Source organism: Variovorax sp. GW460-12-1-14-LB1 (genome assembly GCF_059423605.1).
The window spans coordinates 94086-114563 of record NZ_JBWKYF010000009.1 but is presented as its reverse complement, the minus strand read 5'-3'; the positions used below and the strand labels follow the sequence as shown (position 1 = coordinate 114563).

Sequence of the window (20478 nt, the reverse complement as noted above, 5' to 3'; positions counted from 1 at the left end):
CGAGGTCTGGAGAAATAGGCAAAGACTTTGCAGAAACGCGCTCGCCCGCCGGGGCGCGCCGGCGGGATACTTTTTCGCAACCGCCGGCCATTCGTCACGCCGGACGGCCCCTCCCCACCCAAAGGACAACTTTCGATGCAATACCGCCAATTCGGCCGCACCGGCCTCCTGGTTTCCGAACTCTGCCTCGGCACGATGACCTTCGGCGGCGCGCCGGGCATCTGGGACCACATCGGCCAGCTGCAGCAAGGCGAGGCCGAAGGCCTCATCGCCCGCTCGCTCGACGTCGGCATCAACTTCCTCGACACGGCCGACGTGTACTCCGAGGGCCTCTCCGAAACCATCACCGGCCAGGCGCTGAAGAACCTGAAGGTGCCGCGCGACCGCGTGGTGGTCGCGACCAAGGTGCTGGGCGAAACCGGCAGCAAGGGCGTGAACTCGGCCGGCGCCTCGCGCTACCACATCATGGACGGCGTGAAGGCCAGCCTGAAGCGGCTGCAGCTGGACCACATCGACCTGTACCAGATCCACGGCATCGACCCGATCACGCCCATCGAGGAAACGGTGCGCGCGCTCGACGACCTCGTGCGCCAGGGCCACGTGCGCTACGTGGGCGTGTCGAACTGGGCCGCGTGGCAGATCGCCAAGGCACTGGGCATCGCCGAGCGCGACCGGCTGGCGCGCTTCGAGTCGCTGCAGGCCTACTACACCGTGGCCGGGCGCGACCTGGAACGCGAGCTGGTGCCGATGCTGCGCAGCGAGCAGCTCGGCCTGATGGTCTGGAGCCCGCTGGCCGGCGGCCTGCTCAGCGGCAAGGTCGACCGCCACACCGCCACCGCGCAAGGCAGCCGCCGCGCGAGCTTCGACTTTCCGCCGGTGAACGTGGAGCGCGCCTACGACTGCATCGACCTCATGCGCCAGTTCGCCGAACCGCGCGGCGTGTCGGTGGCGCAGATCGCGCTGGCCTGGCTGCTGCACCAGCCGGTGGTGACCAGCGTGATCGTCGGCGCCAAGCGCATCGACCAGCTGGACGACAACATCGCCGCCACCGAGGTGCGGCTCACGGCCGACGAACTCGCGGCGATCGACAAGGCCAGCGCGCTGGCGCCCGAGTACCCGGGCTGGATGCTCGCGCGCCAGGGCGGCGTGCGCGCCCAGCGGCTGGCCGATTCAGGCCGTCGCGGCTGACACGAGCGGGGCCTCGGTGCGACGCGCGGCATGGGCCGCGCTGGCCCGCAGCGCGCGCAGGTCGAGGTGCTCGGCGGCCTGCGCCGCCGAGGGCTCTGCCAGGTGCGGCACCACGCCCAGCAGCGGCGCACCGAGCCGGGCGCGCAGCGTCTGCAGGTTGCCTTCGGGCGACAGCATCTGCGGCTCGACCACGCTCGCGACCCAGCCCGCGAGCACCAGCCCGCGCGCGCGGATCGCCTCTGCGGTGAGCAGCGCATGGTTGAGGCAGCCCAGCCGCAGCCCGACCACGAGGATCACGGGCAGGCCCAGCGCCACCGCGAGGTCGGCGGTGTCCAGGTCGTCGCCCAGCGGTACGCAGAAGCCGCCCACGCCTTCCACCACCACCGCATCGGCCTGCGCCGACAGCCGCTCGAAGGCATCGAGCAGCACGGGCAGCGCGACCTGCACGCCCTCTTCCCGCGCCGCCAGGTGCGGCGACATCGGCGCCTTCAGCACGTAGGGGCAGCGCCAGGCCAGCGGCGCGGCCACGTTGCCGGCCGCCTGCAGGCGCTCGACGTCTTCGTTGCGCCATTCGCCGTCGATGGCATCGAGCCCCGCCGCCACCGGCTTCATGCCGACCGCGCGCAGGCCCGAGGCGGCCAGCAGCGCGAGCATGGCGCTGCTCACCAGCGTCTTGCCCACGCCGGTGTCGGTGCCGGTGACGAACCAGCGGCGCTGTGTGGCTGCCGCCGCCGTCGTCATGCGGCCTCCGGCCACGGTTCGGCCAGGGCCTCGCCCAGCGCGCCGATGAGCCGCGCCACGTCGGCCTCGGTGTGGCTGGCCGACAACGCGATGCGCAGCCGCGCGGTGCCGGCGGGCACCGTGGGCGGACGGATCGCGCCCACGCGCAGGCCGTGGGCGTCGAGCCGTTCCATCGTCTGCATGGCGCGCGCGTTGTCGCCCACGATGAGCGGCTGGATCGCGGTCGGCGAATCGGCCAGCCAGGCGCTGCCGTCGGCCGGCAGCACCTGCCTGAGGCCGCTGCGCAGCTGGGTGATGCGGGCGCGCAGCTGGGCGCGACGGCGCATGCCCTCCTCGCCTTCGATGAGCGCCAGGCTGGTGAGCAGCGCATGCGCCACCGCCGGCGGCGCGGCCGTGGTGAAGATGTAGGGCCGCGCGCGCTGCACCAGGAAGTCGATCACCGTGCGGTGCGCCGCCACGAAGGCGCCCGACACGCCGGCTGCCTTGCCCAGCGTGCCGATCAGCACCAGACGCTCCGAGCGCAGCGCCAGCGCCTGCAGCGCGCCGCGCCCGGTGGCGCCGAGCACGCCGAAGCCGTGCGCGTCGTCGATCACCAGCCAGGCGTCGTGCTGCTCGGCCAGCGCGAGCAGGCCCGCCACCGGGGCGATGTGGCCGTCCATGCTGAAGACGGCGTCGCTCACGATGATCTTGACCGGCGCGTCGCAGGCGGCCAGCTGCGCGTCGAGCGCCTGCAGGTCGCAGTGCGGGTAGCGCTCCACGCGGGCGCGGGCCAGCCGCGCGCCGTCGATCAGCGAGGCGTGGTTCAGCGTCTCCGAGAAGATCACCGCCTCGCCGTCGCCCAGCGCCGACAGCACCGCCAGGTTGGCCATGTAGCCGGTGCAGAAGAACAGGCTGCGCGCCTCGGGAATATGCGGCGCCATCCATTCGCCCAGCCGCTCCTCGAGCTGCGCATGGGCGCGCGAGTGGCCCAGGATCAGGTGCGAGCCGCCGCTGCCCGTGCCGTAGCGCGCCGCGCCTTCGGCCAGCGCCTCGGCCAGCGCGGGGTGCGCGGCCAGGCCCAGGTAGTCGTTGCTGCTGAAGCCGAGCATGGTGCGCGGCGCGGTGGCGCCGGCCAGCGTGAGGATCTGCTCGGGCGCGCAGGCGGTCTCGGCGATCTGCCGGCGGCGGCGCAGCGAGCGCGCGTCGAGCGCGGTGATCTCGTCCTGCAGGCGTTCAAGCAAGCGCAGCATCGAGGGCTCCTTCGTTGGCGGTGGCGCCGGATGCGGTGGTGACGGCTTCGAGCGTCGCGAGCGTGCCGTCCACCAGTTGATCGATCTCGTGGTCGGCGATGGCGTACGGCGGCATCAGGTACACGGTCGCGCCGATGGGCCGCATCAGCAGGCCGTGGTCGCGCGCCGCGAGATGAAAGCGCTCGGCAAAACGCGCGCCGGGCTCGCGCACGTCGAAGGCCGTGATCATTCCGCGCTGGCGCAGGCGGTCGACCGCCTGGCCGGCAAGCCCCTCGCGCAGCCGCGCCAGCAGGCGCGCGGCGCGGTCCTGGTTGCGGTTCAGCGCGTCTTCCTGCTCGAACAGATCGAGCGTGGCGAGCGCCGCGCGGCAGGCCAGCGCGTTGCCGGTGTAGGAATGCGAGTGCAAAAAGCTGCGCGCGGCATCGTCGTCGACGAAGCCCTGGTAGATGGCCTCGCGCGTCATCACCAGTGCCAGCGGCAGGTAGCCGCCGCTGATGCCCTTCGACAGGCACAGGAAGTCGGGCCAGATGCCGGCCTGCTCGCAGGCGAAGAAGGTGCCGGTGCGTCCGCAGCCGACCGCGATCTCGTCGGCGATCAGGTGCACGCCGAAGCAGTCGCACAGCGCGCGCACGCGGCGCAGGTAGGCTGGGTCGTGCATCGCCATGCCGGTGGCGCACTGCACCAGCGGCTCGACGATGACGGCGGCGATGCTGTCGTGCTGCGCGGCCAGGAGCGCCTCGAGCTCGTCGGCGGCGCGGTTCGCCACCGCGGCGGCGTCTTCGCCAGGCCGGGCGGCACGCGCGTCGGGCGAGGCCACGAGGTGCGCGCTGGCGAGCAGCGGCGCGTAGGCGTCGCGGAACACGGGCACGTCGGTGACGTGCAGCGCGCCCAGCGTCTCGCCGTGGTAGCCGCCGCGCAGCGCCACGAAGCGGCGCTTGCCGGCGCGGCCCGCGTTGCGCCAGGCGTGGAAGCTCATCTTGAGCGCGATCTCCACCGCCGAGGCGCCGTCGGAGGCATAGAAGCAATGGCCCAGCGCATGGCCCGTGAGCGCCGCCAGCCGCTCGGCCAGCTCGACCGCCGGCGCGTGCGTGCAGCCGGCGAGCATCACATGCGGCAGCGTGTCCAGCTGCGCCTTCAACGCGGCGTTGATCGCCGGGTGCGCGTGGCCGAACAGGTTGACCCACCACGAACTGGTGGCGTCGAGGTAGCGCCGGCCTTCGTGGTCGGTCAGCCAGACGCCCTCGCCGCGCGCGATGGGCAGCGGCGGCGCCACGTCGAGGCGGATGCTCTGGGTGCAGGGGTGCCAGACGTGGCGGCGGCTGCGCTGTTGCCAGTCGGCGTTGGCATTGGCGGCATCGGCACCTGCGGCGGCTGGCGCGGTCGTGGGGGAGAAAACGTTCGAGGGAGGCACCCGCGCGTTCCTTTCTGGAGGGCAAGGCGGCGGATCGTATCGACGCGAACGCACCCCGGCAAACGCCCGGAACGCGTGCGAAAAGAAGGCGGAATGACCGAGGTTGGGCGGTGTAGCGCGTGCGTTCAGGCCAACGTCGCGCAAGCTGGCGACTTCGTGCGGGGCCGCGCCGGCGCGGGGCCGACGCAAGTTGTCCGGCTGCCGTCACAGATGGCGAAGGAATGTCCGCTTTTCAGGGTGTGCGGTGGGTGGACTCCGCTTTTCGGACAGAAGATATGGCTGGTATTCGCAACCGGCTTCAGCCGCGCTTCTCGGCGTTGTGCTTGCGTGTGGCGGCGCCCTTCTTCGCGGAGGCCGAGCGTTCGGCGGCGGTGCGGTTCGCCGCGGCGGCGCCACCGAGGCGCCCGCCCTTGCGCGAGGGCCCGTGGTTCTCGGCCTTGCCGCGGCCCGAACCGCTCTTCTTGCCGCCGCCGGCCTCGGCATTCACCGTGGCCCAGGCGCGGCGCTCGGCCTCGCCCTTGGCCACGCCGCGGTGCTCGTAGCCTGCTTCGATGTGCCCGGCCTTGCGTTTCTGCTTGTCCGTGTAGGACGACTTGTCGCCTCTTGGCATGTCTGCGCTCCTTCAATCAAATGGGATGAAAGAAGCCTTCATGCTGGCCGCCCGTGCGGCGCCATGGGTCGGAAGAGGCAGGCGCTGCGCGTCAGCGCAGTCTGTCGTGCGGGCTCAGGCCGACAACACGTTCGCGAGGTCGGTCTTCAGGGCCGTGGCGCGCTCCGGGGCCCGCGCGAGCCCCGCCTCGACCAGCGCCTGTGCCCGTGCGCTGTCGCCCAGGTGCATCGCGATCCGTGCGAAGTGCAAGGCGGTGCGCGCATGGATCTGGTGCGGGTCGGTCTCTTGCAGCATCTGTTCGAAGCTCTGCGGATAGCTGCCATGCCGTGCGAAGAAGGCACGCCCCGGCCCTTCCCACTCGCTCACGATGAATTCGACGTTTTCTTCGGCCTGTTCTTTCGTCTCGCCATAGGCCCATCCGAACGCGGCGCCGGGCGGTGGGTCCAGGCGGTCGCGGAACACGCAGTGCGATTCTTCGAGCGCCTCGGACGCCACCGGCGTTCCGCCCTCGGGCGGCAAGAAGTCCAGGTGCGCGCCGAGGTTCAGGTAGCAGGCCTTGCCGCCGCTCGCACCCTGCACGTTGAACACGTGGATCACCGGCCCGTCGATGCGCCGCAGCGTCTGGCCCGAACCCTGGAAGCCTTCGGCCTTGAGCACGGGAAAGAGGTGCTGCGTGAGCAGCTTGAGGAAGGTGGTGCGGTTCATGGCGCGCGGGGTCTCCGGGTACGCAAGGTGATCGAATAACGCAGGCCCTCGGTCGGGGCGATGGCATGTTGCCATGCCCAGCGCGCCGGCCCGCGCAGCAGGTACACGGAGCGCGGCTCGACGAGGACGTCGAGCGCGGCCGGCCCCGACGCGGGCGCGCCAGGCACATACGGCCGGAACTGCATCACCGCGTCGCCGTGCAGCGAGACGCCGACGATGTCCTCGAAGTCGGGCACGTCGCGGTGCCAGCCCAGCGGCGTGCCGGGGCGGTACTCGGCGATCAGCACGTGGGTGAGGTCTTCGGGCGCCAGGCCGGCCCAGGCGGCCGCCTTCGCGCGCAGCGGGTGCAGCGCCTCGGGCAGCGGCGCGCCGGGCTTGAGGCGGTTCGTGTCGAAGTCGTAGCTGCCGCCGAAGCTGGTGCCGCGCCGGCGGGCCGTGTATTCCTTGTAGCGCATCTCCTTGAGCGGCAGGCCCTGCACGATGCGCAGCAGGCCGGCCTCCTCGTCGCGCGACAGGAACGCGGCTTCGTAGCGCAGGCCCTCGATGGCCGCCACGGGCGCCTCGCCGAACAGGTCGGGCTGGCCGGCGTGCTCAAGGCGTCGGGTGGCGCGCATCGCCTTCCCCGGCCTGCCCGACCTCCCCGGCCAGTTGCACATGCCACCAGCGCGGCAGCAGCTCGCGGATCTCGGCGCGCGCAAAGCGGTCGTCGAGCAGGTGCAGCACGCCCGTGTCGGCCTCGGTGCGGATCACGCGGCCGGCGGCCTGCACCACCTTCTGCAGGCCGGGGTAGAGGTAGGTGTACTCGTAGCCCTTGCCGAAACGCGACTGCATGCGCTCGCGCGTGATCTCGTTGAGTTCGTTGTATTGCGGCAGCCCCAGGCTCGCGACGAAGGCGCCGATGAGCCGGCTGCCCGGCAGGTCGATGCCTTCGCCGAAGGCGCCGCCGAGCACGGCGAAGCCGATGCCCTGCCCGCCTTCTTCGAAGCGCGCCACGAAATCGTGGCGGTCGGTTTCGCGCATGCCGCGCGTCTGCGTCCACACGGGCACGCCGGGGTGGCGCAGCGAGAACGCGGCGCAGGCCTTGTCCAGGTAATCGAAGCTGCTGAAGAAGGCCAGGTAGTTGCCGGGCAGGCGTTCGAACTGCGCGCCGATGATGTCCGTCACATGGCGCAGCGAGCCGGCGCGGTCGCGAAAGCGCGTGGAGACGCCGGTCGCCACCTCGACGCGCAGCTGCTGGCCGCGAAACGGCGATTCGACGTCGAGCAGCGCCGTGTCTTCGGGCAGCCCGAGCGCATCGCGGTAGAACGCGAACGGCGCGAGCGTGCCCGAGAAGCAGGTGACCGACACCGCATCGGCAAAGCGGCCTTCGAGGAAGGGCCCGGGCACGAGGTTGCGGATGGCCAGGCCGCGCTGTTCCTGCGTGGCGCCCAGCGTGCGCTCGAACACCGAGTGGTCGTCGAAGACCTCGGCCAGCCGCGCGAAGTGCAGTGCGTCGAAGAAGAAGCGCTGCAGCGGCCCCTGCGCCGCGTCGGGCGTGGCGGCGAAGTGCTCGGCCATCGCGGTGTTGGCGGCCTGCAGCGTGCGCAGGAAGCGCTCGGGGATCTCGTCGGCGGTGTCGTAGCCGGCGGTCTGCGCCTGCTGCAGCGTGTCCCATTCGCGGAACAGCCGCGCCAGCGGGCCGCGCACGGCGGCGGGCGCAGCGCGGTGCGCTTCCTCCAGCGCCGCGCCTTCGAGCTTCGCGGTGTACATGCCGCGCGCACGCTCCAGCAGGTTGTGGGCCTCGTCGACCAGCACGGCGACGCGCAAACCGGCGTCCTTCATGCTGGCGAAGAGGAACGCGCTGCTGTCGAAGTAGTAGTTGTAGTCGCCCACGACGACGTCGCTCCAGTGCGTCATTTCCTGCGCCAGGAAATAGGGGCAGACCTCGTGCGCGAGCGCGACCCGCCGCAGCGCTTCGCGGTCGAGCCAGCCCACCTGCGCGGCCTCGGCGCGCGCGGCGGGCAGGCGGTCGTAGAAGCCGCGCGCCAGCGGACAGGCCTCGCCATGGCAGGAGCGGTCGGGGTACTCGCAGACCTTCTCGCGGGCCGCGAGTTCGAGCACGCGTGGCCGGTGGGCGCCGCCCTGCCCCAGCACGCGCAAGGCGTCGAGCGCCACGGGCCGCCCGGAGGTCTTGGCGGTGAGAAAGAACACCTTGTCGAGCTTGTGCGCCGCGCGCGCCTTGAGCAGCGGAAAGAGCGTGGCCAGCGTCTTGCCGATGCCCGTGGGCGCCTGCGCCAGCAGGCAGCGCCCGCCCACGGCGGCGCGGTAGACCGCCTCGGCCAGTTCGCGCTGACCGGTGCGGAAGTCGGCGTGGGGAAACTCGAGTTGCGCCAGCGCGTCGTCGAGCGCGCCGCGGTGCGCGGCCTCGCGCTGCGCCCAGTCGCTGTAGCAGGCGCACAGGGTTTCGAAGTGCGTGCGCAGGGTGTCGCGCGTGTGCTGCTCTTCGAGCACGGTTTCGTCGCCGCTGGCCAGGTCGAGGTAGACCAGCGCGACGGTCAGGCTCTCGTGCCCTTCCTGTTCGCACAGCATCCAGCCGTAGCAGCGCACCTGGGCCCAGTGCAGCGCGCGGTGGTTGGCGCGGATGGCGTCGAAGTCGCCGCGGAAGGTCTTGATTTCTTCCACCCGCGCCTGCGCGGGGTCGTAGCCGTCGGCCCGGCCGCGCACGCGCAGCGTGCCGCAGGTGGTGGCCAGCGGCACCTCGCTCTGGTAGTCGCCGCCGCGCCGGGCCTGCACCAGCGCGTGGCCGGCCATGCCTTCGAGCGCGCTGGGCGCGGGCACGAAGCGCAGGTCGAGATCGCCCGCCTTCGCGCCGAAGGCGCACAAGGCCTTGACGGACACGACGTGCGCCGCCGAAACGGCGGCTGACGGAGCGGAATGGAGGTCGGAAGGCATGCTGCCGATACTGGATGAAATCACAGTATAGCGAGCGCCGAATGCGGCAATACGTCACACAAATCGGTATCGAGGCCTTCTCCGACAGGTCAAATGATCTTTTTCGGCAAGACTTGACAAGTTTTGCTTACAAATGCATTCATGAAAACTCCCTCCGCGATCGACCCCGTCGAATTCGACCGCCTGCTCAGCCGCAACCTCAAGCTGCCGCTGCTGGGCGGACTGATCGGCGCCGTGGCGTTCGTCGCGCTGATCCTGTATCTGCTGACGAGCCTGAGCTGGGTCGAGCACACCGACCAGGTCACGCGCGCCGCCAGCGAACTGCAACGCCGTTCCATCGACATGGAAACGGGCATGCGCGGCTTCCTGATCACCGGCGAGGAGAGCTTTCTCGAGCCCTACCAGTCCGCCCTGCCGCGCCTGAAGGCCGACACCGATGCGCTGCGCCGCCAGGTGTCGGACAACCGCCAGCAGGTGGAGCGTGTCGACCGCATCGTCGGCCTGCAGGAGTCGTGGCTGAACTTCGCGCGGGAAATGATCGAGGCGCGGCGCAACGGCATCGATCCGCAGGCCACCGTCCGGCTGGGCCGCGGCAAGCGCCTGACCGACGACCTGCGCGCCGAGTTCACGGCCTTCATGGACACCGAGCAGACGCTGCGCTTCCAGCGCAACACCGAAGCCAACCGCACGAGCTGGTGGGTGGTCGGGCTGTTCCTTCTGTTCACGCTGGTGTACTCGGGCCTGGTGGCGTTCTTCGGTCGCCGGCAGCTGATGCGCCTGTCCGACAGCTACGACGTGGTGCTGGGCGAACAGGCGGCGCACGCCGAGCGGCTGTCGCAGGAGGCCTGGCTGCGCAACGCACAGACCGAGCTGGTGGGCGAGCTGGTCGGCGAACTCAGCGCGCCGGACATGGGCCGCAAGATCCTCGCGTTCTTCTCGCGCCACCTCGGCAGCTCGGTCGGCGCGCTCTATGTGCGTGAGCGCCACGGCCCGCTGCGCCGCGCCGCGAGCTACGGTTTTTCGAGCGAGGCCGAAGCCTCGCCGCAAGTGTTCTCCCCCACCGAAAGCCTGGTCGGCCAGGCGGCGGCGGAGCAGCGCCGCATGCTGATCGACCCGGTGCAGGCCGATTACCTGAAGGTCAACTCCGGCCTGGGCGAGATGGCGCCCCAGGCCGTGCTGCTGCTGCCGGTGGCGGCCGATGGCGCCGTCAACGGCGTGCTCGAACTCGGCCTGCCGGGCACGCCCGACGCGCGCAGCGAGCAGCTGTTCGACCTCGTGGCCGACGACATCGGCACCTCGCTGGCGGCGGCGCGCTACCGCGAGCAATTGCAGGACGTGCTGGCCGAAACGCAGCAGCTCAACGAAGAGCTGCAGGTGCAGCAGGAAGAGCTGCGCACCGCCAACGAAGAACTGGAAGAACAGTCGCGCGCCCTGCGCGCCTCGCAGGCCATGCTGGAGAACCAGCAGGCCGAGCTGGAGCAGACCAACAGCCAGCTGTCGGAACGCACCGAAGCCCTCGACCAGCGCAACACCGCCCTGCGCCGCGTGCAGCGCGACCTGGAAGACCGCGCCGACGAGCTGCAGCGCGCCAGCCGCTACAAGTCGGAGTTCCTCGCGAACATGTCGCACGAACTGCGCACGCCGCTGAACAGCGCGCTCATCCTGGCCAAGCTGCTGGGCGACAACCCGCAGGGCAACCTGTCGCTGGAGCAGGTGAAGTTCGCGGAATCGATCTACGCCTCGGGCAACGACCTGCTGGTGCTGATCAACGACATCCTGGACATCGCCAAGGTCGAGGCCGGCAAGCTCGAACTGGTGCCCGAGGAGGTGCCGCTCGACAAGCTGGCCCAGAGCCTGGAAAGCACCTTCCGCCCGCTCGCGACCGACAAGAACCTGGAGTTCCGCCTGGAGCTGCGGCCCGACGCGCCGGCCCTGCTGGTCACCGACCGCCAGCGCGTGGAGCAGATCCTGAAGAACCTGCTGTCGAACGCGATCAAGTTCACCGAGCGCGGCGAAGTGGCGCTCACGGTGTCGGCCACGGCCGATGGCGGCGCGGCCTTTGCGGTGCACGACTCGGGCATCGGCATCGACCCGCAGCAGCACGAGCTGATCTTCGAGGCCTTCCGCCAGGCCGACGGCACCACCAGCCGGCGCTACGGCGGCACGGGGCTGGGCCTGTCGATCTCGCGCGACCTCACGCAACTGCTGGGAGGCTCACTGACGGTGAAGAGCGAAGCCGGCCAGGGCAGCACCTTCACGCTGCAGCTGCCGCCGCGCGCGCCGCAGACGATGCCCGCGCCAGCCACGCCCGTGGGCACGCTGCGTTCGGTGTCGACGTCTTCGTCTTCGCATGCACCCGCCGTGCTGTCGCCGCCGCCGCTCGCGCCCCCTGCCCCGGCGCCCGTGGTGCCGGCCCCGCGCTTCGCGGACGACCGCTCGATTCCGCGCGACCAGGTGCGCCGCGTGCTGGTGATCGAGGACGAGCCGCAGTTCGCCCACATCCTGTACGACCTGGCGCACGAGCTGGGCTATCGCTGCCTGGTGGCGCACGGCGCGGCCGACGGCTTCGAGTTGGCCACGCAGTTCGTGCCCGACGCGATCCTGCTGGACATGCGCCTGCCCGACAGCACCGGCCTGGACGTGCTGCAAAAGCTCAAGGACTCGCCGCACACGCGCCACATCCCGATCCACGTGGTCTCGGCCGCCGACAACGCGCAGGCCGCCGCGCTGCACATGGGCGCCATCGGCTTCGCGCTGAAGCCGGCCACGCGCGAGGAACTGACCAAGGTGTTCGGCCGGCTGGAAGAAAAGCTCACGCAGAAGGTCAAGGTCGTGCTGCTGGTGGAAGACGACGCCTTGCAGCGCGAGAGCGTGATCCGGCTGATCGGCGACGACGACATCGAGATCGTCGCGGTCGGCTCCGGCGAGGAGGCGCTGGCGCTGCTGCGCACGCGCGTGTTCGACTGCATGATCACCGACCTGCGGCTGCCCGACATGCAGGGCAGCGAGCTGCTCAAGGCCATGGCGGCGGAAGAGATCGTGTCGTTCCCGCCGGTCATCGTCTACACCGGGCGCAACCTCACGCGCGACGAAGAGACCGAGCTGCAGCGCTACTCGCGCTCGATCATCATCAAGGGCGCGCGCTCGCCCGAGCGGCTGCTCGACGAGGTGACGCTGTTCCTGCACAAGGTGGAGGCCTCGCTGTCCAGCGAGCGCCAGGGCATGCTGAAGACGGCGCGCGGACGCGACCGCATCTTCGAGGGCCGCACCATCCTGCTGGTGGACGACGACGTGCGCAACATCTTCGCGCTCACCAGCGCGCTGGAGCAGCGCGGCGCCACGGTCGAGATCGGCCGCAACGGCCGCGAGGCGCTGGAGCGGCTGGACCAGGTCAGCGAGATCGACCTCGTGCTGATGGACGTGATGATGCCGGAGATGGACGGCCTGGAAGCCACGCGCCACCTGCGCGCCGACCCGCGCTTCGCGAAGATGCCGGTGATCGCCATCACCGCCAAGGCCATGAAGGACGACCGCGACCAGTGCCTGGCCGCGGGCGCCAGCGACTACCTGGCCAAGCCGGTCGACCTGGAGCGCCTGTTCTCGCTGTTGCGCGTGTGGATGCCGAAGATGGAGCGCCTGTGACCCGCAAGCCCCTGCCCGCCGCGCTGCAGGACCCGGCCACCGCCCCCATGCAGCCCCAGCCGCTGAGCGACACCGAGATCGAGCTGCGCCTGCTGATGGAGGCCATCTACCTCAAGTACAGCTACGACTTCCGCAACTACACCACCGCCTCGCAGAAGCGCCGCGTGCTGTATGCGCTGGAGCAGCTCGAGCTGCCCAGCATCTCGGCGCTGCAGGACCGCGTGCTGCGCGACGCGGCGCTGTTCGGCCAGCTGCTGCAGTTCCTGACCATTCCCGTGAGCGAGATGTTCCGCGACCCGGCGTACTTCCTGGCGCTGCGCCGTCATGTGGTGCCGATCCTGCACACCTACCCGTCGGTCAAGGTGTGGGTGGCGGGCTGCAGCACGGGCGAAGAGGTGTTCTCGCTGGCCATCCTGCTGCGCGAGGAAGGCCTGCTCGAGCGCACGCAGATCTACGCCACCGACATCAACCCGGCCTCGCTCGAGAAGGCGCGCCAGGGCATCTTTCCGCTCGAGGCCATCCGCGGCTACACGGCCAACTACCAGCGTGCGGGTGGCCTGAGCGCGTTCTCCGACTACTACACGGCCGCCTACGAGGCCGCGCGCTTCGACCCCTCGCTGTGCGCCGACGTGATCTTTGCCGACCACAGCCTGGCCACCGACAGCGTGTTCGCCGAGACGCAGCTGGTGTCGTGCCGCAATGTGCTGATCTACTTCAACCGCCAGCTGCAGGACCGCGCGCTCGGGCTGTTCCACGAATCGCTGTCGCACCGCGGTTTTCTCGGGCTGGGCTCGAAGGAGAGCATCGACTTCTCGGGCTACGCCGACCGCTTCGACGCCCACGCGCGCGCCGAGCGCATCTACCGCAAGGTCGCATGAAGCGCGCCGGCACGCAGCACCGTCCGTTTCCGGTTCGCCGCGTCGAGGCCGTGGTGCTCGGCGCCTCGGCCGGCGGCATCGACGCGCTCAGCGCGGTGCTCGACGGCCTGCCGGCCAACTGGCGCATTCCGATGGCGGTGGTGCTGCACCTGCCCGAATCGCACGAGAGCCACCTGGCCGAGATCTTCGCGCAGCGCCTGCCGATTCCCGTGCACGAAGCGCTCGACAAGATGCCGCTGGTGGACGGCTGCCTGTACTTCGCGCCGCCGGGCTACCACCTGTCGATCGAGCGCGGGCGCCGCTTTTCATTGAGCTGCGAGCCGCCCGTGCTGTTCTCGCGCCCGTCCATCGACGTGCTCATGGCCTCCGCCGCCGATGCCTACGGGTCGTCGGTGGCCGGCTTTCTCATGACCGGCGCCAACGAGGACGGCGCCGAAGGCCTGCTGCGCATCCACCGCGCCGGCGGACTCACCGCCGTGCAAGACCCGAAAGAAGCCCTGGTTCCCACCATGCCCCTCGCCGCCATTGCGCGCCACGCCCCCGACCACGTGCTTCGGCTGCGCGACCTGCGCATCCTGCTGCAGCTACTGGAGCCCGCCCATGCCCATTGAGGTCGAAAGCAAGCTGCTGATCGTCGACGACCTGCCCGAGAACCTGCTGGCGCTCGAGGCGCTGATCCGCGCGCCCGGGCGGCTGGTGTACCGCGCCGGTTCGGCCGAGGCCGCGCTGGCGCTGCTGCTGGAGCACGAATTCGCGCTCGCCATCGTCGACGTGCAGATGCCCGGCATGAACGGCTTCGAGCTGGCCGAGCTGATGCGCGGCACCGAGCGCACGCGGCACATCCCGATCATCTTCGTGAGTGCCGCCGGGCGCGAGATGAACTACGCCTTCCAGGGCTACGAAAGCGGCGCGGTCGACTTCCTGCACAAGCCGCTCGACCCACATGCGGTGGTCAGCAAGGTCAGCGTGTTCGTCGACCTGCACCAGCACCGCAAGGCGCTGCGCCACGAAATGGAGTCGCTGGCCGCCGCGCACCGCAAGCAGGAAGAGCTGGTGCAGCAGCTGCAGCACACGCAGCGCGAGCTGGAGCGCGCAGTGCGCATGCGCGACGACTTCATGTCGATGGTGTCGCACGAGCTGCGCACGCCTCTGAACACGCTCTACCTGGAGGCACAGCTGCGGCAGCTGCATCTGTCCAAGGGCAAGCTCGACAGCTTCTCGCCCGAGAAGCTGCCCACCATGATCGAGCGCGACCAGCGGCAGATCCGCAACATGGTGCGGCTCATCGACGACATGCTCGACGTGACGCGGCTGCGCCGCGACGCGCTGTCGATCCAGACCAAGCCGGTCGACCTGGCCGAGCTGGCCCGCGCCGTGGTCGACAACCTGCGCCACCAGGCCGAGGCCGCGGGCTGCACCATCAGCCTGGACGCGCCCCCCGCGCTGCGCGGCGTGTGGGACGAGTTCCGCATCGAACAGGTGCTGACCAACCTCTTGACCAACGCGCTGCGCTACGGCGGCGGCAAGCCGGTCGAGATGACGGTGCGCCAGGACGGCGACCACGCGGTGGTCAGCGTGCGCGACCAGGGCATCGGCATCTCGCCCGAGGACCACCAGCGCATCTTCGAGCAGTTCGAGCGCACCGACGTCAGCCGCAAGCACGCGGCCGGGCTGGGCCTGGGGCTGTACATCACGCACAAGATCGTGAGCCTGCATGCGGGCCGCATCGGCGTGGAGAGCACGCCGGGCCACGGCGCGCGCTTTTTCGTCGAGCTGCCGCTGCAGCCGCCGCCCGCCTCGGCCCACACCGGGAAGTAACAAACAAGGCCTCTGTTACGGATTCCGGTAGGCGCAGCGTCGATACTGCGGGATCGCAATCAATGGATGCCGAGAGAAAACAACTGTGAATGTGCTGATCGTCGACGACAACGAGGCCGCGGCCGACCTGCTGCGGGAGCTGCTGACGCTGCAGGATCACACCGCCCGCTGCACCTACACGGCGCAACAGGCGCTGGACGCGGCGGCTGGCGAGCGCTTCGATGCGGCGCTGATCGACCTCACCCTGCCCGACTTCCCGGGCACCGAGGTGGCGCGCCGGCTGCGTGCCACCGCCGCCGAAGGCACGCCGCGGTTGCTGGTGGCGATTTCCGGTTTTTCGGAGCGGGACGCGGCGAATGCGGCGCCGGGCGAGGTGCTGTTCGACCACCACCTGCAAAAGCCCATCGACATCGGGGCGCTCGAGCGCATCCTCGCGCCCAGCTGACCCGGCCTTCTATCGCCCTTCAGCGCATCGCGCGGTAGCGGTAGAGGCGAAAACCTTCCTTCTGGATGAAGCCGCTGGGCTCCCAGCCGCGTGCGAGCGCGCGGTCGGTGATCTGCGCCATCTGCAGGCCGATGCTGTCCTGGAGGTTGTCCCCCACGGCCAGTTCGAACTTACGGAGTTCGCCGTCCAGGGCCTCCACCGCCGCAATGGCGGCCTCGACATCGGTGAAAGGCCGAACGCTGGTCTGCATTTTTTGTCGCTCCTTCGGCACTCTGCGCGCCTGTTGAACGATCCAAGGCAAGTGTCATGCCCCGGGCCCGAACCCTCCCGCAGGCATGAAATGAATTCTTTGATCTTACAAATGTGACTGAATGTGACGTTTTCGTCAGAGTTCACGCCAAGAATTGGCATGCCTGCAAGCTTGCGGACGGCGGGTCAATCGCGGTCGTCATCGTCGTCGTCATCGTTCGGCGCACGGTAGGGATAGCCGGGACCGTAGTACAGGCGCCCGCGCGGCGGGACGTAGATCGGGGCCGGCCGGTAGTACACGGGTGGCGGCGGGCGGTAGTAGACCCGCGGCGGTGGCGGCTCGTAGTAGATCGGGGCCGGGTAGCCGTAGACGGGCGGCGGCACGTAGTACGGCGGCGCGTAGACCGGACCGGGCGCGCCGATCTGCACCGACCAGCTCGTGCGCGCGCTGGCGGCACCCGTGGCGAGCAGCGCGCCGGCCGCCATCGCGGCGACGGCGGCCCATCTGAATACAGAAGAATCACTTGGGGAATGCATGGTGGCTCCAGGCCTGGCGCGAACGGCGCCGGCGTGGTCCTGCAACGCCACATGTCCCTGCGTGGTGCACCTCGAAGCGCACCAGCTGGTTGCCAAACGTGAACGAGATTCCCAGTCGGCCTTCAGTTCACGATGGCCCGGCGCGACAGCATCACGTCGTCGCCCGTCGTGTTGAAGGCGATGGTCGGCGCGCTGAAATCGCTCAGCGGCGCGCCCAGGCCGATCTCGCCGCGGCCGTGCAGCACGCACTCGTCGCGCCGCAGCGCGATCTCGTGGCTCGGCCCACCGTTGCCGTGGAAGCGCACCCAAGTGCCGTAGGTGCTGACATCGATCAGCACGCAACTGCCCTGCCGCTCCTCGATGCGCGCATGCAGCCGCGACACGCGCGGGTCGTTGACCACGAACTGCGCGTCGCCCACGCGGCCCAGGTGAATGGGCAGCTGGTCGATGCGGAACATGGAGCGCACGTCGAGCCACGCCAGTTCGATGCGGCCGAAGGTGGAATCGGGCAGGCGCGCCGGCAGCAGCGCGGCCGGCACAGTGAGGAAGCTGGTGAGGTCTTCCTGCCAGTCGATGCGGTGGACGATCGACATCTCGGTGCGCCCGCGGATGCTGATCGGCCCGAGGTCGCGGTGCTGCACGGCGCCTTCGTGCAGTTGCTGGATCACCGCCTCGGTGACCCAGATCTGGCCGGGGCCGGCCAGGTCGCTCAGGCGCGAGGCCAGGTTGACGGCGTCGCCGAAGCAGTCGCCCTCGACCTCGACCACGTCGCCGCTGGCCACGCCGATCTGCAGCGCCATGCGCAGCGGCACGGGCCAGCCGGCCAGGCGCTTCTGGTGGTAGCGCTGCAACTCGATGACCGCGTGCGTGGCGGCGGCGCCGCTGGTGAAGATGGCGAACACGCCGTCGCCGAGCGATTTCACGACCCGGCCGCCGTGGGCCTCGCACACGCGCCCGATCCATTGGGTCAGCCGCGTCACGGTTTCGGTGGCACGTGCATTCCCCATGGCCTCGAAGACCCTGGTACTTCCGGTCAAGTCCGCGAAAACGACTGTGGAATTGACACCCATACTGTTTTTTCTTGGCGGCAAGCGCTGGTTATGTTGCTCTGGACCTTTCGCCGCTCCTGCGAGAAGTTTCCCCGACATGCGCCTTCACATGCAAGGAACGATCCGCAGAAGCTTCTTGTTGACGCTGCAGCGACAGGGCCAGCTTGGCGCATCGTGCAGATGAATGCCAAAGTTTTTTAATACTTTTGCGCTCAAAATTCAAATGACAACAAAAGAGACCGCTAAAGCTTGTTGTTTGCAAACAAGAAACGGTGTTTCACATCTTGTGTCCCGGCGAACTGAGGCTTAAGGTAGCGACCGTCTCAGCTCCCGGCAATACGCTTTTCGTGACATGCTGCTCTTTCGCCGCCTTTTTCAGCTCCTGAACGTACCCGGCCTGGGCTCGCGGCAGGTTGCGGAAAGTCAGCTCGGGCGCATCCGCACGGCGATGCTGTCGGTGCTCCAGGGCCGCGGCGGCCAGTCGATCCAGCGTGTCAGCCAACGCGTGCGCTTTGCGGTCGATGTCGAGACCCTCTGGTATCTGCGTCAGGACGTGATGGTCGCGCTGAGCGCCATCGACGGCGAATCGGCCGCGCGGCGCCAGATGAAAGAAATCAACAGCATGTTCAAGGGCGGCCTGCCCGGCTCGATGGGCCCGCGCGTCCATCAGCGTTTCACCAACCAGTGATGTCCTGATCGGCCGGCATCGCAGCGGCCCCGGTGGCCGCCTGCGAGTTGGCTCAATGGTCGTGGCCGTGATGGTCGTGACCGTGGTGATCATGGTCATGGTGGCCGTGCCGATGGCCCCACACCAGGAACACATCGCGCCCCTCGGCGGCCAGCGCCACCTTCGCGCCCACCGGCAGCAGCACCTTGGTCTGCACGTGCCCGAACGGCAGGCCGGCAATGACCTGCACCTTCTTCAGGCTGGCGCGCAGCCGGTCGATCACCGTGTTCATGCCGAAGCCGCGGTCGTAGCCGGCGATGTTGCGCACGCCCGTGAACTGACCGAACACGACGGCCTTCTGGCGCGCCAGCACGCCCGCGAGCTTCAGCTGGTCGAGCATGCGTTCGATGCGGTACGGGTGTTCGTTGGTGTCTTCGATGAAGAGCACGCCCTTGTCGACCACCGGGAAGTACGGCGTGCCCAGCAGGCTGGTCAGCACGCAGAGGTTGCCGCCCCAGAGCACGGCGTCTTCGATCGGCTTGACCTTGAGTTCAGCATCGCGCACCGGCATGCGCCAGCCGGTGCCTTCGCCCTGCCCGCTCAACAGGTCGTCGAAGCAGGCTTCCATGATGTCGTCGGCACCGCCTTCGGCGCCGAAGTCTTCGCCGACCGCGGGGCCCGACCAGGTGACGGCGCCGTTCTTGGCCAGCAGTGCGTTCTGCAGGGCCGTGAAGTCGCTGCAGCCGACGAACTCGGTGCCCTTGTCGATGGCCTTGGCCAGCGCCTTGTACGGCAGCGCGTCGAGGATGCGCGTGAGGCCGTAGCCGCCGCGCGCGATCAGCGCCACGTCGGCGCCGCTGGCGGCCGCGCGCGAGATGGCGGCGAGCCGGGTGGCGTCGTCGCCCGCGAAACGCTGGTGCGCCGAGAGCGCGGCTTCATCGACTTCGACTTCATGGCCCAGGGCCTTCAGCCGCGCCACGCCACGCCGGAAGGCGGCCTTGTCGCGGATGGCACTGGAGGGGGAATAGATGTAGATATGTTTGGACGTCACGTCGTCGAGTATCCCATTGCGTCCCGGATCTGCCGGGCCAGGGTGGCAGCCTGCGCGCTGTCCGGCCCGCCCGATGCGGCACGCGGACCGAGCGCGCGCAGCGCGGCCTCGTAGCCCCGGTCGGGGAACGGCGCGCGCCAGGCGTCCTTGGCGCGCACGCCGCTGTCGGGTGCGGCGTGCGTTGCGATGAAGCGGCCCGGTGCCGACGTTTGCAGCAGCGCGGCCAGTTCGCCGCCCGCCTGGCTGTGCACCAGCCCGAGCGGTTCGGGATGCACCTGGTCGAGCCAGGCCAGCAGCACGTCGCAGTGCCATTCGAGCCGGTGCGCGGCTTCGCGCTTGGGCTTGTCGCTCTTGCCGAAGCCGATCAGGTCGGGCACCAGCGTGCGCAGGCCGGGCGTGCCGACGAGGTGGCGGAAGAAGTAGCCCCACTCGCCCGGGCCATGCAGGCACAGGCAATCGGCCACGCGGCCGTCGCTGCCGGCCGGGCCGGTCTCGTCGACCCAATGCAGGCGCCAGCCCTGCAGGATCGGCAGGTCCTGCGCGTGATGCGGAGCGAAGCCGAAATCGGTGAGCGCGGCAAAGCGCTCGGCGGGCGTGCGCAAGGCATCGTCGCGCAGCGGCTCGGCCTGCGCGCGCGCGGCGCTACGGCGTTGCTGGAAGAAGCGCTGCAGCAGTGCGCTGCAGTCGTCGGCCAGCACGCCGCCCTGCACGCGCGTGTGGTGGTTCAGCTTCGGCTCGGCGAAGAGATCGAGCACCGAGCCCGCGGCGCCGGTCTTGGGGTCGGCGGCGCCGAACACCACGCGCGCCAGCCGCGAGTGCAGCATGGCGCCCGCGCACATCGCGCAGGGCTCGAGCGTGACGAAGAGCTCGCAGCCGTCGAGCCGATAGTTGCCGAGCGCGGCGGCACCGGCGCGCAGGGCGTTGATCTCGGCGTGCGCGCTCGGGTCGTGCTGCGCCACGGGCGTGTTGCGGCCGGTTGCGATGACCTGTCCGTCCTTCACCAGCACCGCGCCTACCGGCACCTCGCCCGCGTCGGCCGCGCGCTGCGCTTCCTGCAACGCGAGCGCCATCCAGTGCGCGTCCGATGTCGATGCGGCCGGCTCAGTTGTCATCGGGCATCTTGCGGGCCTGGGCCGCGGCGTCGAGGGCGTCCTTGACCTGTTGCTGGACCTGCTGCGCCTGTGTGCGCGCATCGACCGCCGCAGGGGCCGATGCACCAGGTGCGGCCGGTTGTTTGGCGATGGCGGTGCGTGACAGCTGCTGCTTCGCCAGCAGCCCGACGACCACCAGCGCGAGCACGAGGCCGATCAAACCGAACATCCGCATC

General features: G+C 69.8%; 20 protein-coding genes. 7 read left to right on the top strand and 13 right to left on the bottom strand.

Annotation, left to right across the window (positions count from 1 at the left end; all coding sequences use genetic code 11):
* Window positions 1-135: 135 nt before the first annotated feature.
* Window positions 136-1188: an aldo/keto reductase gene (locus tag AC07Y4_RS07270; RefSeq protein WP_487847012.1), complete on the top strand. Its 1053-nt coding sequence runs from the start codon at window positions 136-138 to the stop codon at window positions 1186-1188.
* On the opposite strand, the gene bioD is transcribed toward AC07Y4_RS07270, so the two are convergent.
* From bioD to AC07Y4_RS07235, 7 genes are all read right to left on the bottom strand, one after another.
* Window positions 1171-1929 carry a dethiobiotin synthase gene (gene bioD / locus AC07Y4_RS07265; RefSeq protein ID WP_144004395.1) on the bottom strand — a complete coding sequence of 253 codons (759 nt, stop codon included), beginning with the start codon at window positions 1927-1929 and terminating at the stop codon, window positions 1171-1173. The genes AC07Y4_RS07270 and bioD overlap by 18 nt on opposite strands.
* Window positions 1926-3158, bottom strand: coding sequence for an 8-amino-7-oxononanoate synthase (gene bioF / locus AC07Y4_RS07260; RefSeq protein ID WP_095745235.1), 1233 nt, complete (start codon window positions 3156-3158; stop codon window positions 1926-1928). Before bioF ends, bioD begins: the two co-directional genes overlap by 4 nt.
* Window positions 3142-4569 (bottom strand): adenosylmethionine--8-amino-7-oxononanoate transaminase, encoded by a 1428-nt coding sequence (gene bioA, locus AC07Y4_RS07255; RefSeq protein WP_495274318.1) that lies wholly within the window; start codon window positions 4567-4569, stop codon window positions 3142-3144. Before bioA ends, bioF begins: the two co-directional genes overlap by 17 nt.
* A gap of 298 nt (window positions 4570-4867) precedes the next feature.
* Window positions 4868-5179 carry a plasmid stabilization protein gene (locus tag AC07Y4_RS07250; RefSeq protein WP_487847014.1) on the bottom strand — a complete coding sequence of 104 codons (312 nt, stop codon included), beginning with the start codon at window positions 5177-5179 and terminating at the stop codon, window positions 4868-4870.
* Window positions 5180-5293: 114 nt separating this feature from the next.
* Window positions 5294-5884 (bottom strand): DUF4304 domain-containing protein, encoded by a 591-nt coding sequence (locus AC07Y4_RS07245; RefSeq protein ID WP_487847015.1) that lies wholly within the window; start codon window positions 5882-5884, stop codon window positions 5294-5296.
* The gene (locus tag AC07Y4_RS07240; RefSeq protein ID WP_487847016.1) at window positions 5881-6498 is read right to left on the bottom strand and encodes an alpha-ketoglutarate-dependent dioxygenase AlkB; all 618 of its coding nucleotides are present in this window, start codon (window positions 6496-6498) and stop codon (window positions 5881-5883) included. Before AC07Y4_RS07240 ends, AC07Y4_RS07245 begins: the two co-directional genes overlap by 4 nt.
* Window positions 6476-8815 carry an ATP-dependent DNA helicase gene (locus tag AC07Y4_RS07235; RefSeq protein WP_487847017.1) on the bottom strand — a complete coding sequence of 780 codons (2340 nt, stop codon included), beginning with the start codon at window positions 8813-8815 and terminating at the stop codon, window positions 6476-6478. Before AC07Y4_RS07235 ends, AC07Y4_RS07240 begins: the two co-directional genes overlap by 23 nt.
* 141 nt (window positions 8816-8956) lie before the next feature.
* On the opposite strand from AC07Y4_RS07235, the gene AC07Y4_RS07230 reads away from it, so the two are divergent.
* The 5 genes from AC07Y4_RS07230 to AC07Y4_RS07210 all read left to right on the top strand — a co-directional run bounded on the left by AC07Y4_RS07230 (window position 8957) and on the right by AC07Y4_RS07210 (window position 15598).
* Window positions 8957-12457, top strand: coding sequence for a response regulator (locus tag AC07Y4_RS07230; protein ID WP_487847018.1), 3501 nt, complete (start codon window positions 8957-8959; stop codon window positions 12455-12457).
* Between the two features lie 47 nt (window positions 12458-12504).
* Window positions 12505-13335, top strand: a complete 831-nt coding sequence (locus AC07Y4_RS07225) for a CheR family methyltransferase (protein ID WP_062480071.1) — start codon at window positions 12505-12507, stop codon at window positions 13333-13335.
* Window positions 13332-13946, top strand: a complete 615-nt coding sequence (locus AC07Y4_RS07220) for a chemotaxis protein CheB (RefSeq protein ID WP_307693691.1) — start codon at window positions 13332-13334, stop codon at window positions 13944-13946. Before AC07Y4_RS07225 ends, AC07Y4_RS07220 begins: the two co-directional genes overlap by 4 nt.
* Complete coding sequence (locus AC07Y4_RS07215; RefSeq protein WP_487847019.1) at window positions 13936-15153, top strand: hybrid sensor histidine kinase/response regulator; 1218 nt, start codon at window positions 13936-13938, stop codon at window positions 15151-15153. Before AC07Y4_RS07220 ends, AC07Y4_RS07215 begins: the two co-directional genes overlap by 11 nt.
* Window positions 15154-15238: 85 nt before the next feature.
* Window positions 15239-15598 (top strand): response regulator, encoded by a 360-nt coding sequence (locus AC07Y4_RS07210; protein WP_095745227.1) that lies wholly within the window; start codon window positions 15239-15241, stop codon window positions 15596-15598.
* A gap of 19 nt (window positions 15599-15617) precedes the next feature.
* Here the strand turns inward: AC07Y4_RS07210 and AC07Y4_RS07205 are convergent, their stop codons facing one another.
* The 3 genes from AC07Y4_RS07205 to AC07Y4_RS07195 all read right to left on the bottom strand — a co-directional run bounded on the left by AC07Y4_RS07205 (window position 15618) and on the right by AC07Y4_RS07195 (window position 17454).
* Window positions 15618-15848, bottom strand: coding sequence for a hypothetical protein (locus AC07Y4_RS07205; RefSeq protein WP_070060568.1), 231 nt, complete (start codon window positions 15846-15848; stop codon window positions 15618-15620).
* Between the two features lie 185 nt (window positions 15849-16033).
* Entirely contained in the window at window positions 16034-16384 is a 351-nt protein-coding gene (locus AC07Y4_RS07200; RefSeq protein WP_487847020.1) for a hypothetical protein, read from the bottom strand.
* 122 nt (window positions 16385-16506) lie between these two features.
* Window positions 16507-17454, bottom strand: coding sequence for an adenylate/guanylate cyclase domain-containing protein (locus tag AC07Y4_RS07195; protein WP_062480056.1), 948 nt, complete (start codon window positions 17452-17454; stop codon window positions 16507-16509).
* A 331-nt stretch (window positions 17455-17785) separates the two neighbouring features.
* Here AC07Y4_RS07195 and AC07Y4_RS07190 point away from each other — a divergent pair, with 331 nt between their 5' ends.
* The gene (locus AC07Y4_RS07190) at window positions 17786-18121 is read left to right on the top strand and encodes a hypothetical protein (protein ID WP_062480058.1); all 336 of its coding nucleotides are present in this window, start codon (window positions 17786-17788) and stop codon (window positions 18119-18121) included.
* A gap of 52 nt (window positions 18122-18173) precedes the next feature.
* On the opposite strand, the gene AC07Y4_RS07185 is transcribed toward AC07Y4_RS07190, so the two are convergent.
* From AC07Y4_RS07185 to AC07Y4_RS07175, 3 genes are read right to left on the bottom strand one after another with little or no spacing between them, the layout of a single operon-like run.
* Complete coding sequence (locus tag AC07Y4_RS07185; protein WP_487847021.1) at window positions 18174-19151, bottom strand: LD-carboxypeptidase; 978 nt, start codon at window positions 19149-19151, stop codon at window positions 18174-18176.
* A complete protein-coding gene (gene tadA, locus AC07Y4_RS07180) occupies window positions 19148-20263 on the bottom strand; it encodes a tRNA adenosine(34) deaminase TadA (RefSeq protein ID WP_487847022.1) in 1116 nt (371 codons plus the stop codon). Before tadA ends, AC07Y4_RS07185 begins: the two co-directional genes overlap by 4 nt.
* The gene (locus tag AC07Y4_RS07175; protein WP_370681691.1) at window positions 20253-20471 is read right to left on the bottom strand and encodes a hypothetical protein; all 219 of its coding nucleotides are present in this window, start codon (window positions 20469-20471) and stop codon (window positions 20253-20255) included. The genes tadA and AC07Y4_RS07175 overlap by 11 nt, the downstream gene beginning before the upstream one ends.
* Between the last annotated feature and the right edge of the window lie 7 nt (window positions 20472-20478).

Bases quoted from the DNA above. Each gene is read 5' to 3' on its own strand.
- AC07Y4_RS07270 (WP_487847012.1), top strand. From the start codon at position 136: ATGCAATACCGCCAATTCGGCCGCACCGGCCTCCTGGTTTCCGAACTC.
- bioD (WP_144004395.1), bottom strand. From the start codon at position 1,929: ATGACGACGGCGGCGGCAGCCACACAGCGCCGCTGGTTCGTCACCGGC.
- bioF (WP_095745235.1), bottom strand. From the start codon at position 3,158: ATGCTGCGCTTGCTTGAACGCCTGCAGGACGAGATCACCGCGCTCGAC.
- AC07Y4_RS07250 (WP_487847014.1), bottom strand. From the start codon at position 5,179: ATGCCAAGAGGCGACAAGTCGTCCTACACGGACAAGCAGAAACGCAAG.
- AC07Y4_RS07245 (WP_487847015.1), bottom strand. From the start codon at position 5,884: ATGAACCGCACCACCTTCCTCAAGCTGCTCACGCAGCACCTCTTTCCC.
- AC07Y4_RS07240 (WP_487847016.1), bottom strand. From the start codon at position 6,498: ATGCGCGCCACCCGACGCCTTGAGCACGCCGGCCAGCCCGACCTGTTC.
- AC07Y4_RS07235 (WP_487847017.1), bottom strand. From the start codon at position 8,815: ATGCCTTCCGACCTCCATTCCGCTCCGTCAGCCGCCGTTTCGGCGGCG.
- AC07Y4_RS07230 (WP_487847018.1), top strand. From the start codon at position 8,957: ATGAAAACTCCCTCCGCGATCGACCCCGTCGAATTCGACCGCCTGCTC.
- AC07Y4_RS07225 (WP_062480071.1), top strand. From the start codon at position 12,505: ATGCAGCCCCAGCCGCTGAGCGACACCGAGATCGAGCTGCGCCTGCTG.
- AC07Y4_RS07220 (WP_307693691.1), top strand. From the start codon at position 13,332: ATGAAGCGCGCCGGCACGCAGCACCGTCCGTTTCCGGTTCGCCGCGTC.
- AC07Y4_RS07215 (WP_487847019.1), top strand. From the start codon at position 13,936: ATGCCCATTGAGGTCGAAAGCAAGCTGCTGATCGTCGACGACCTGCCC.
- AC07Y4_RS07205 (WP_070060568.1), bottom strand. From the start codon at position 15,848: ATGCAGACCAGCGTTCGGCCTTTCACCGATGTCGAGGCCGCCATTGCG.
- AC07Y4_RS07200 (WP_487847020.1), bottom strand. From the start codon at position 16,384: ATGCATTCCCCAAGTGATTCTTCTGTATTCAGATGGGCCGCCGTCGCC.
- AC07Y4_RS07195 (WP_062480056.1), bottom strand. From the start codon at position 17,454: ATGGGTGTCAATTCCACAGTCGTTTTCGCGGACTTGACCGGAAGTACC.
- AC07Y4_RS07190 (WP_062480058.1), top strand. From the start codon at position 17,786: ATGCTGCTCTTTCGCCGCCTTTTTCAGCTCCTGAACGTACCCGGCCTG.
- tadA (WP_487847022.1), bottom strand. From the start codon at position 20,263: ATGACAACTGAGCCGGCCGCATCGACATCGGACGCGCACTGGATGGCG.
- AC07Y4_RS07175 (WP_370681691.1), bottom strand. From the start codon at position 20,471: ATGTTCGGTTTGATCGGCCTCGTGCTCGCGCTGGTGGTCGTCGGGCTG.